12 protein-coding genes are annotated in these 10,597 nt (G+C 63.3%); 7 read left to right on the top strand and 5 right to left on the bottom strand.

Translation table 11 applies throughout. The annotated features are described in order from the left end of the window. Positions 1-322 precede the first annotated feature (322 nt). Together secB and NMG70_RS30540 are read right to left on the bottom strand one after the other, a co-directional pair. The gene (gene secB, locus NMG70_RS30545) at positions 323-823 is read right to left on the bottom strand and encodes a protein-export chaperone SecB (protein WP_254027923.1); all 501 of its coding nucleotides are present in this window, start codon (positions 821-823) and stop codon (positions 323-325) included. A 285-nt stretch (positions 824-1,108) separates the two neighbouring features. Then, complete coding sequence (locus NMG70_RS30540) at positions 1,109-1,603, bottom strand: FxsA family protein (protein WP_254027922.1); 495 nt, start codon at positions 1,601-1,603, stop codon at positions 1,109-1,111. 199 nt (positions 1,604-1,802) lie between these two features. Between NMG70_RS30540 and NMG70_RS30535 the strand changes: the two genes are divergently transcribed. From NMG70_RS30535 to NMG70_RS30520, 4 genes are read left to right on the top strand one after another with little or no spacing between them, the layout of a single operon-like run. Continuing rightward, the gene (locus NMG70_RS30535) at positions 1,803-2,504 is read left to right on the top strand and encodes a Tim44/TimA family putative adaptor protein (protein ID WP_023802679.1); all 702 of its coding nucleotides are present in this window, start codon (positions 1,803-1,805) and stop codon (positions 2,502-2,504) included. Between the two features lie 23 nt (positions 2,505-2,527). Continuing rightward, a complete protein-coding gene (gene mltA, locus NMG70_RS30530) occupies positions 2,528-3,679 on the top strand; it encodes a murein transglycosylase A (protein WP_254027921.1) in 1,152 nt (383 codons plus the stop codon). Then, complete coding sequence (locus NMG70_RS30525; RefSeq protein ID WP_254027920.1) at positions 3,676-4,197, top strand: Smr/MutS family protein; 522 nt, start codon at positions 3,676-3,678, stop codon at positions 4,195-4,197. The genes mltA and NMG70_RS30525 overlap by 4 nt, the downstream gene beginning before the upstream one ends. 42 nt (positions 4,198-4,239) lie before the next feature. Then, the gene (locus tag NMG70_RS30520; protein ID WP_023802676.1) at positions 4,240-4,605 is read left to right on the top strand and encodes a helix-turn-helix domain-containing protein; all 366 of its coding nucleotides are present in this window, start codon (positions 4,240-4,242) and stop codon (positions 4,603-4,605) included. Between the two features lie 141 nt (positions 4,606-4,746). Here the strand turns inward: NMG70_RS30520 and NMG70_RS30515 are convergent, their stop codons facing one another. The 3 genes from NMG70_RS30515 to NMG70_RS30505 form a co-directional block, all read right to left on the bottom strand. After that, the gene (locus NMG70_RS30515) at positions 4,747-5,364 is read right to left on the bottom strand and encodes a transglutaminase-like cysteine peptidase (protein WP_091592049.1); all 618 of its coding nucleotides are present in this window, start codon (positions 5,362-5,364) and stop codon (positions 4,747-4,749) included. 161 nt (positions 5,365-5,525) lie between these two features. Continuing rightward, the gene (locus NMG70_RS30510; protein ID WP_254027919.1) at positions 5,526-6,803 is read right to left on the bottom strand and encodes a polyhydroxyalkanoate depolymerase; all 1,278 of its coding nucleotides are present in this window, start codon (positions 6,801-6,803) and stop codon (positions 5,526-5,528) included. Positions 6,804-7,388: 585 nt separating this feature from the next. Further along, positions 7,389-7,742 (bottom strand): septal ring lytic transglycosylase RlpA family protein, encoded by a 354-nt coding sequence (locus NMG70_RS30505; RefSeq protein WP_254027924.1) that lies wholly within the window; start codon positions 7,740-7,742, stop codon positions 7,389-7,391. A 305-nt stretch (positions 7,743-8,047) separates the two neighbouring features. On the opposite strand from NMG70_RS30505, the gene NMG70_RS30500 reads away from it, so the two are divergent. The 3 genes from NMG70_RS30500 (at position 8,048) to NMG70_RS30490 (ending at position 10,528) form a co-directional block, all read left to right on the top strand. After that, on the top strand, positions 8,048-8,233 hold the full coding sequence (locus tag NMG70_RS30500) for a hypothetical protein (RefSeq protein WP_254027918.1): 186 nt from the start codon (positions 8,048-8,050) through the stop codon (positions 8,231-8,233). A 455-nt stretch (positions 8,234-8,688) separates the two neighbouring features. Continuing rightward, on the top strand, positions 8,689-9,141 hold the full coding sequence (locus NMG70_RS30495; protein ID WP_254027917.1) for an RrF2 family transcriptional regulator: 453 nt from the start codon (positions 8,689-8,691) through the stop codon (positions 9,139-9,141). Positions 9,142-9,178: 37 nt separating this feature from the next. Further along, positions 9,179-10,528: an FAD/NAD(P)-binding protein gene (locus NMG70_RS30490; RefSeq protein WP_254027916.1), complete on the top strand. Its 1,350-nt coding sequence runs from the start codon at positions 9,179-9,181 to the stop codon at positions 10,526-10,528. The last annotated feature ends 69 nt before the right edge of the window (positions 10,529-10,597 follow it).

Genomic DNA, 10,597 nt, shown 5'->3' with positions numbered 1-10,597 from the left:
CCTGAGCGTCCGACGCTCTAACGAGCGCAGTGGCGCATGCAAGCGCCAATCTGAGCCGCTGCATTCTTAGGCTGACGGAACGGCATGGATCCTAGGGTCTGCGCCGCGTCGCTTCGCTCCTTGCTCCGCCCTAGGATGACGAAGCGGAGGGATGCTTCGGCTAATCTCCAAAGTTTGCGATTTGCCTCTGAAATTGGTTGCTGAAAGGGGCTGTGGACGGTTACTCCTGATCGGCATCCAATCGCTCAGGACCGAGCAGCTCGTCCCAAAGAAAAAAACCCGGCTTCGCGCCAGGCTTTTCAAACCTACCGAGATAGCCTTCTCAGCTCACCTGGACCTTGCTGGCGGCCTGGTCCTCGGCCAGCTTCTGCTGGAACATCTGTGCAAAATCTATCGGATCGAGCATCAGCGGCGGGAAGCCGCCATTGCGGGTTGCCTCGGCGATGATCTGCCTGGCGAACGGGAACAGCAGCCGCGGGCATTCGATGAACAGCAGCGGCAGCATGTGCTCCTGCGGGAAGCCGCTGATGGCGAACACGCCGCCATAGACCAGCTCGACATTGAACAGCACTTCCTTATCGAAGGATGCCTTGGCGTTCAGCGTCAGATTGACGTCGAACTGCTTGTCCGAAAGCGGATTGGCGTTGACATTGACGTTGATGGCGATGCCGGGGGCCTTGTCGCGGCCGCGCAGCGAGTTCGGCGCGCCGGGGCTTTCGAAGGAAAGGTCCTTCACATATTGGGCGAGCACGCTGAGCGAAGGCTGCGTCGCGTCGCCGTTGCCACTGGCCGCGCCGGTCGGCGCGTCGTCTTTGCTGGCCATAAGCCTTTGTCCTTTTGCCTCGGCAGCGTTGCTGACCGGATTGAAATCGGGCGTTCGCTACCATGGTCGGCATGACAAGACAAGGTTTGCGCGCTTTGCTCTCCCTTCTCCCCTTGTGGGAGAAGGTGGATTGGCGCGCAGCGCCAAGACGGTTGAGGGGTGTTGGACGGAGGGCTGTCATTGCCAAGCTGGAACACCCCTCATCCGACCGAGCTTCGCTCGGCCAACTTCTCCCACAAGGGGAGAAGGGAGAGCCGCGCCGACCTATTCGTCCTTAAAGGCGACCTACTCGTCCTTGAGGCGGCGCCAGGGGGAATTGTGATCGGGGCCGTGCTCGTTGCCGCGCGAATAGTCGCTGTCGTCGAGGTCGATGGTCTTATCGCGCGGCCTCGCCCGGAATCCGCCGGTGCCGAAACTGGTGGCCATCACGATGCGGCCTTTCAGCCGGCGCCAAGCGAGGTCGCGGATCGGCGGCAGCAACAGCAGAATGCCGAAAATGTCGGTGATGAAGCCGGGAATGATGAGCAGGATCGCTGCCAGCACGACCATGGCGCCATGCGCAAGCTGACGGCTTGGGTCACGTCCGGCGTCCATTTCGGCACGGACCCGGGTCATGACGCCGAAACCCTGGTATCGCAACAACAGCGCGCCGGCGATGCTCGAAGCCAGTACCAGGCCGACCGTCGCCAGGGCGCCGACCTGGCGGCCGACAACGACGAAACCGGCGATCTCCAGCAGCGGAAGCGCCAGGATGGACAGGGGAAGCAGCGAAATGCGCAAATCTTGACCGATCGTTTCGATGTTTTGCCGGCCGGCGGGCAATCGCCGCTGGCACTGAACCTTTTAGATAGGTATGGCTGCCTTTAATTTGAATGATTGCAGCTTGCGTTCTATATGCTTTGGATGTTGAACGCTATGCGACCGCAGCCATTGCCTGGCCGGGCGGTCCGGCCGGAGTAGGGATTGATTGGCGGAAGATATGGGATTCTTCGACTTCGGCACGATTTTCTTTCTGGTTGCGGCGGTTGTGATCTTTTTCCAGCTGCGCAATGTGCTCGGCCGCCGCACCGGCAGTGAGCGCCCGCCCTTCGATCCCTATACGGCGGGCCGCACCCGCGACGACGCCCAAAAGCCCGAGAACGTGGTCTCGCTGCCGCGCAAGCGAGCGCCGGGAGAGCCGGCAATCGACGCCTATGCGGCGATCGACGCCTTCGCCAAGCCTGACACCGATCTCAACAAGGGCCTGCGCGCGATCAAGGACAATGATCCGGCATTCGACCCCAAGACCTTCGTCGACGGCGCCAAGATGGCCTATGAGATGATCGTCATGGCCTATGCGGATGGCGACCGCAAGACGCTGAAGAACCTGTTGTCGCGCGAGGTCTATGACGGCTTCGTAGCGGCGATCGGCGACCGCGAGGCGAAATCGGAAAAGATCCAGTCCTCCTTCGTCGGTATCGACAAGGCCGACATCGTTTCCGCCGAGATGAAGGGCAGCGAGGCGCATATCACGCTGCGCATCGTCAGCGAACTGATTTCGGCGACGCGCGACAAGGCCGGCGCCGTCATCGACGGCGATCCCGAAACCGTCGCCGAGGTCAAGGATGTCTGGACCTTCGCCCGCGATACGCGCTCGCGCGACCCGAACTGGAAGCTCGTCGCCACCGAGGAAGAAGACTGAGCCCGGACCACGGCGAGGCTCCGGTGTCGCTTTCTCAGGCGTTCCGCGAAAAATCCTTTGACGATCTGCCCGGCTGGGAGGACGACGACCATCTGGCCTCATTCGCTGCGTTCCGGCGCTCGGCCTTTCATGTCCTGGCGAAACCCTATCGCTCCGGCGGGCTCGGTGTCGACTTCAATGCCTTCACCGAAGCCTATGCTGCAGGCCGCACCGTTTCGCCATCCGACCGGCGCCAAGCCCGCGCCTTCTTCGAGCGGCATTTCATCCCGGCACACATAGCGGCGGAAAGCGGCGGCGCCGGCCTCGTCACCGGCTTCTATGAACCGGTGGTCGACGCCTCGCCGGTGCGAACCGAACGATTTACGGTGCCGCTGCTGTCGCGTCCGGCCGATCTCGTCGACATCGGCGACGCCAACCGGCCCGACGGCATGGATCCCTATCTCGCCTTCGGCCGCGCCACGCCGGATGGACCGGTCGAGTATTTCGACCGCGGCGAGATCGAGCGCGGCGCGCTCGTCGGCAAGGGGTTCGAAGGCAAGGATTTGGCTGGCAAGGGTTTGGAAATCGCCTGGCTCGCCGACAAGGTCGACGCCTTCTTTATCCACGTACAGGGTTCCGCGCGGCTCACCATGACCGACGGCCGGCTTTGCCGCGTCACCTATGCCGCCAAATCCGGCCAGCGCTTTACCGGACCGGGCAAGATCCTGAGCGAGCTAGGCGAAATCCCGCTGGAAGCGGTGACCATGCAGTCGGTCCGCGCCTGGTTCAAGGCGCATCCGCAGCGCATCAACGAGATCCTGTGGCGCAACCGCTCCTATATTTTCTTCCGCGAGATTTCCGTCAGCGAGGCGGCGGTCGACGACCCGGAACTCGGGCCGATCGCTGCCGCCAAAGTGCCGCTGACACCGGGCCGCTCCGTCGCTGTCGACCGTCTGCTGCATACATTCGGCACGCCGTTCTACATCGACGCGCCGTCGCTGACCGCTTTCGACAACAAGTCGTTCCGGCGGCTGATGATCGCGCAGGACACCGGCTCGGCCATCACCGGCCCGGCCCGTGGCGATCTGTTCACTGGTACGGGAGATGCGGCCGGCGAGATCGCCGGCGTTGTCCGCAACCCTGCCGATTTCTACGCGCTGATCCCGCGTCGGCTTGTGCCGGGAGCCGGCCGATGACCCGGCGCATCGACAGGCTGAGCGAGGACGACCGGGTTCTGTGGAACCTGGTGGCGCGCACGGCCAAGCCGCTGAAGGGCAAGTCCGCCATCGACATCCCGGCGGACATCGGTGATGACGCGAAGCCGCCGCCGCGTGCCCAGGCGATGGCTCCTGCTGCGGCCACGAAAGCCAAGGCACAGCATGTTTCGCATGCGCTCGATGAGCCGACGCTGGAAAAACTGTCGAAGGGCCGGCTGCCGATCGAAGGCCGCGTCGATCTGCATGGCCTGAGCCAGGACGAAGCCTATTCGCTTTTGTTTTCCTTCCTGCACCGGGCGCATGCCGTCGGCATCCGCTATGTGCTGGTGATCACCGGCAAGGGTTCCTCGTCCGGCGGCGACGGCATCTTGCGGCGCGCCGTGCCGGCCTGGCTGTCGACACCCGCATTCAGGCCGCTCGTCTCCAGCCACGACCACGCCGCCCGCAAGCATGGCGGCTCAGGCGCGCTCTATGTCCGCTTGCGGCGCGCGCGCTAATGCGGATGCGCGCATGAGGGTGCACCCCACGAGGATGGACTTGTGACCCCGTTCGGCGAAAAGCTTCGCGCCCTGCGGAGCGAACGCGGCGTCAGCCAAAAGGCCATGGCCAGGGCGATCGGCGTCAGCGCCGCCTATCTGTCGGCGCTGGAGCACGGCCGCCGCGGCGCGCCGACCTGGACGCTGATCCAGAAGATCATCGGCTACTTCAATGTCATCTGGGACGATGCCGAAGAACTCGCGCGGTTGGCCGAGACCTCGCACCCGCGGGTGAAGCTCGACACGTCGGGCCTCAGCCCCGCCGCCACCGAACTGGCCAATGTCCTGGCCGAAAACATCGAAAAACTAGACGAGGCGGAGCTTCGCCGCATCACCGCATCGATCCGCGCCGCGCTGGGGCGGACGTAGGACTTGCCCGACTCGTGTGGAGGCGATCAATGGTCGATGTTGGCGCCGCCCCTCATTGCCCTGCCCGTCCTCCGCAGCAGCTGCGCTGCAGCTGCGGAGGGTGGACCGTGCATTTGTCCCCGTAAACGGGGAGAAAGAGGCCTACTGGACCGCGCCGACCAGGACCGGCTGGCCATCGCGGATCGACACCCAGCGACCGGTATTGTCTATCGCCTGCCGCTTGAGGAAGCGGTAGCCGGTCCGGTCCCATGAGCGGACCTTTCCGTCCAGATTGTCGAGGACGTAGTCGCCCTTGCTTGTGCGCACGGTCAGCACAGCATGGCCCTCGCCGTCCGGCTTGCGCACGACGGTCATCAGAAGATTGGCGTAGGACACGCCCAAGCGGTTCAATTCGCGGCGCTTTTCCAGGACATAGTCCTCACAGTCGCCAACGCCCCTGACGGGATAGGCCCAGACCTCGTCCTTGCCATAAATGTCGATGTCGCTTATCGGCTTGACGGCGTTGTTGACCCTGGCGTTGACGCTGAGAATCTTGCGCCAGAGCGCGCCTGTCATGGTAGCGGGGGCGAGATTGCCCGGGTGGATCGAGCATTCGGCCGGACTGGTCTTGCAGAAATCGTAATGGCCGATCGGCTGCGATGTCGGGCCGCCGGTTGCCATTGGCCCGGCCGCCGAAGCCGCCGTAGACCAGCCTGTCGCAAGAGCCAGCCCTAACAGGGCGCACACGCGCAGCCCTCTCGCCATTGGTGAGGAAATCATTGTCCCCCTCGTCCCTTGTTGTTAATGAAACGTTAAGGGCGATCTACAGTCCCTGTCAATTATACCAACGGCCAGTTTTGCGATATGGTTACCCGCGCAGCCGAAAGCGCGGCTATTGTGCAACAGGTCGACTTGAACGGCGGCTGCCATCCGGGACATCTTTACTTTTTGGCGGTCCGAACCAGCTTCGGCCTCACCGCAACGCGGGTCTGGCGGCCATAGCTGGTGATGAAGTCTACGATGCGCGGCACGATTTCGGAGCGGAAGCGCGAGCCGTTGAAGACGCCGTAATGGCCGACCGCCGGCTGCATGTAGTGAGCGTGCCTGTCCGCGGGGATGTTGATGCAGAGGTCGTGCGCGGCCTGGGTCTGGCCGAGGCCGGAAATGTCGTCGTTCTCGCCCTCGACCGTGAACAGGGCGACATTGCGGATATCAGAGGGATCGATGACGACGCCGCGATGCGTCATTTCGCCCTTGGGCAAGGCATGGCGGACAAACACGGTGTCGACCGTCTGCAGGTAGAACTCCGCCGTCAGGTCCATCACCGCCAGATACTCGTCGTAGAAATCGCGGTGTTTCTCGGCATTGTCGCCATCATTCTTCACCAGATGCATGAAGAAGTCCTTGTGGGCGATGATGTGGCGGTCGAGATTCATGCTCATGAAGCCCGAAAGCTGCAGGAAGCCGGGATAGACCTCGCGGCCGAAGCCCGGTACCGGCCACGGCGCCTGCATGATGACGTTGTCGCGGAACCAGTCGACGCCCTTTTCCTCGGCCAGAAGGTTGACCGCGGTCGGATTGCGGCGGGTGTCGATCGGCCCGCCCATCAGCGTCATTGTCGAGGGAACGAACGGGTCGCCGCGCGTTTCCATCAGCGCCACCGCCGCCAGGACCGGCACCGAAGGCTGGCACACCGCCATCACGTGGGTGTCGGGCCCCAGCGCATGCAGCATGTCGACGATGTAATCGATGTAGTCGTCGAGGTCGAAGCTGCCCTCGCTGAGCGGCACCATGCGGGCGTCGACCCAATCGGTGATGTGGACGTCGGCATGGGGCAGCATCGCCTCGACCGTGCCGCGCAGCAGCGTTGCATAGTGGCCGGACATCGGCGCCACGATCAGCAGCTTCGGATCAGGCCGGCGTCCGACGGGAACCGCCCGCTCGAATCGGAGCAGATTGCAGAACGGCCGCGACCACACAGTCTTTTCGGTGACATCGACGCTTTTCCAGTCGAGCACGGTCTTGGTCAGGCCGAATTGCGGCTTGCTGTAGCGGCGCGTCGTGCGCTCGAACAATTCGGCCGTTGCCGCGATCGAGCGGCCCCAGGACGTGTGCGTGAACGGATTGAGTGGATTGGTGTAGAACATCCGCACCGCATCGGCATAGAGGCGGGCCGGCTGCACGGCGGCGTGGTTCATTTCGTAGAACTGGTAGAACATCGAAAACCCCGCTGCTGCGACCGAAGGGACGACGCAGCGCCGAGCCTTGAATCTCTCGCCGGAAGGTTAACAACAAACTGCTGCGATGCAATACGTCAAGTGAAGTGATTTATGCTGATACTTTCGTCTAAGATGTTGAAAACCAGCATTGAACGGCGGGAGCCGGCTTATTGTGCGACTGCGAAGGCCGGCAACGGGTAATCTTCAGATTTGCGCTGCTCCTCATCCGCCTGCCTTCCGGGGGATGGTGAATCGCGAAAGCCGAAGCGACGTCCATCGCCCCCTTGCCGGGGGATGTCCGGCAGGACAGAGGGGAAAAATCGCGGCTTCATTCCAGCTTGGGTTCCTCGCCCCCACGAAAGTGGGGGAGAGTGGCTCGGCAAAGCCGAGACGGAGAGGGGGGAACCGCGCTCTACGAAAGCCCCCTCTGCGGCCGCGGAGCCTGTCCTCGGGCTTGCCAAAGGCAAGACCCGTGGGCGGCCACCTCTCCCCGCTTCGCGGTGGGCGAGGAACCCAGGTCTTGACCGCAGGGGCGACGCGGCCATTCGGCCGTGAGACCGGACGGCATATCTTAGACGCGTGGCATCAAATGCGGTCGGTGCACACAGCGGTATGGCCTGAGCTGATGAAGCCGAGCCGCCCCGCGGCGCCTTTCGACAGGTCAATCACGCGACCCTTGATAAACGGGCCGCGGTCGTTGATGCGCACGACGACGCTGCGGCCGTTGTTGCGGTTGGTGACCCTCAGCTTGGTGCCAAAAGGCAAGGTGCGGTGCGCGGCGGTCAGCGCCGACGGGTTCATCCGCTCGCCGGAAGCGGTCTTCGAGTGCAGCGCGTACCAGGAGGCGCGGCCGCATTGCGCGGCGGCAGGGGATGCGGCGACCATCAGGCCAGCCGCGATCGTCACCGCGACAAGCGCGGTCTGGTTGGGTTTCTTCATCTGCGGCAAGGGACTCCGTTTGACAGACCCGGCCGTTACGGATCGAATATGGCAGGAAATGCAGCAGTCGTCTGGCGGTTCCATGACTACAGTACACGTTTGGAGTCGGCGGGAAACAGTCTGTCATGGAATGTTGGGACTGCGCCGATGTATGTCTGGTGGTCTTCGCACCAGCACCGGGGTTTTTCCGGCAAGACCCGGCCCTGTTATGCAAGTAGATGTGAGAGCGATCGGGTCGCTTCCTTTCGCCTTGCCATCGCGGTCATGGCGGAATTGACGATCGACTTGGGAAGGGAATTCCGACGATGAGATTGATCAAAAATCTGCTGGCGCTGATTGTGCTCGCCATCGGTGCGCTGTGGTCGCTGCAGGGCATCGGCCTCGTCGGCGGCAGCTTCATGACAGGCCAGTCGCAATGGCTCTATAACGGCATCGTCACTGCGCTGGTCGGCCTGGGCGGACTGGTGTGGGCGAACCGTTCGCTCCCCTGACACTCGAACCACCTCAGGCCTGGCGGCGTTTCGGACGACCGGCGAATGCGCGGCCCGCCGCAAACAGGCATTTCCTATTTTGCGCGCAGCTTCGGCAAATAGATGCTGCGAATGGCCGACGATTTGAAAACCGGTCCCTGTATTCGGGCTAAGTACAGTAGTCTTATCCACATTAAAGGAATTGAGCGATGTCCATATCGCGGCGATCACCCGCATGAGCGTCGAGCGCAGGCTGTCACCTCTGGCATGCCCCGCAGCTTCAGGAGGGAAAGAACGTCCGGCAAGTAGTCGCAGCGGCTTGAAAATCAAGCAAAATCAACGGTGCCCGTCTTGTATATCATGTCACTAGAATTTATGTGTCTTGAAACCCTGGACGCGGACGCGGTGGGGACGCACGCCAGGCGTTTCGCAACCGGTGGCCCTGCTCCATCGCATGACAGAGAAACGTTCGGTCTATGCTCACAAGAAAGGGCAAATACGGCCTCAAGGCGCTCATCCATCTGGCGCGGCTGCCGGTTGGTCAGCTCGCTTTCGTTGGCGATATCGCCACCGCAAACAACATCCCGAAGAAATTTCTCGACGCCATCCTCGGCGAACTGCGCAATGCCGGTTTTGTCCAGAGCCGCAAGGGCAAGGAGGGCGGTTACCGCCTGGCGCGGCCGGCGGATGAAATCAAGATTGGCCACGTCGTGCGCGTGCTCGACGGACCGCTTGCTCCCACACCCTGCGCCAGCCGCACCCGGTATCAGCGCTGTGAAGATTGCAACGAGGCGACATGCCAAGTCCGACGTCTGATGCTGGAGGTCCGGCAAGCGATCGCCGAGGTGCTGGATCAGCGCAGCCTCGCCGAGATGCGCGATATCGCCGGCGACGACGACCTTTCGGCAGCGTTGAAAATCCAGGCCTGAGCCGGAACCGACGGCTCCTGAGGCAATTGGTCCGCGCATGACCGGCCGCGCAAATTCGGTTGTCCCAGGTTCGATCATTATCGTCGGCGGCGGCGCCAGCGGCGTCGTCCTTGCCGCGCATCTGTTGAAGTCGCCCAATCCCGATCTTCGTGTCACGCTGATCGAAAAGCGTCCGCATTTCGGCCAGGGCATCGCCTATTCCACGCTGCTGTCGGCGCATGTGCTGAATGTCAGCGCGGCCGGCATGAGCGCCTATGCCGACGACCCCGGCAATTTCTGGCGCTGGCTGCTTGAACGCGGCCTGGCAACCCCAGAGCAGGCGCCGGTCTACGCACCGCGCAGCGTCTATGCCCGCTATCTGAAGGAATTGCTGGACGAGCTCGAGGCGCGCGAGACGGGGCGTCTTCGCCTGATCCGCGAGGAGAGCCTGTCGATCTCGCCGACCGGGTCCGGGGTCGAGGTGGCGCTGGCCAACGGCACCAGCGTCGTCGCCCACCTTGCCGTGCTGGCGACCGGACATGACGAGGAGCCGGGCGCCGGCCACGGCCATGCGATCAGGATGGGATCGGAGGCCGACACCGAGCTCGACCCGGAAGCCCGAGTCCTGGTGCTGGGCACGGGGTTGAGCATGGTCGATGCCTTCCTGTCGCTCGAACAGCGCGGCCATCGCGGCGAGATTATTGCGGTGTCGCGGCGCGGCCTGCTGCCTTCGCCGCATCGCAAGGGCAATCCGATCAAGCTCGACGTCGCCGACATTCCGCTCGGCACCCAGCTCTCCTATTTCGTCGGCTGGTTTCGCGACCTGATCCGGGAAAACCAGAAGGCCGGCATTGACTGGCGCGACGTCGTCGACGGTCTCAGGCCGTTCAACCAGAAGATCTGGCAAAACTGGCCGTCTTCGGCCAAGCGCCGCTTCGTCGAGCACACCAAGGCGTGGTGGGACATCCACCGCCATCGCATGGCGCCGGAAGTCTACGCCCGTGTCACCGAGGCAGTGCAGTCGGGCCGCATCCGGCTTGTCGCCGGACGCGTCGTCGGCATCACGGCGGGCGACGAATTCAGCGTGCAGGTCCAGTCCCGCCACACGCAAACCATCGAGACGTTCGACGTCGCCCGCATCTACGATTGCACCGGCATCGCCAGGGACATCTCGACAACGTCGAACAGTGTGGTGCGGTCGCTGGTCGACCGCGGGCTGGCCCGGCCTGATCCGCTGCGCCTTGGCCTCGACGTATCGGACAATTGCGAGGTCATCGCCAGCGATGGCACCGTCTCGGCCAAGATCCTGGCGGTCGGGCCACTGACCCGCGGCACCTTCTTCGAGATCGACGCCATACCGGATATTCGCGTGCAATGTGCAAGGCTGGGGAAGCGGTTGCTGGGGTAGGGCGGCGTTGAGGCCGGTGCTCTACGGCCCCCCTCTGGCCTGCCGGCATCTCCCCCTCGTGGGCAGGGC

It is taken from the genome of Mesorhizobium ventifaucium, assembly GCF_935822925.1.
Taxonomy (GTDB): Bacteria; Pseudomonadota; Alphaproteobacteria; order Rhizobiales; family Rhizobiaceae; genus Mesorhizobium; species Mesorhizobium ventifaucium.
Note: the sequence above shows the minus strand (reverse complement) of the source record. Positions and strands in the feature narration are given on the sequence as shown.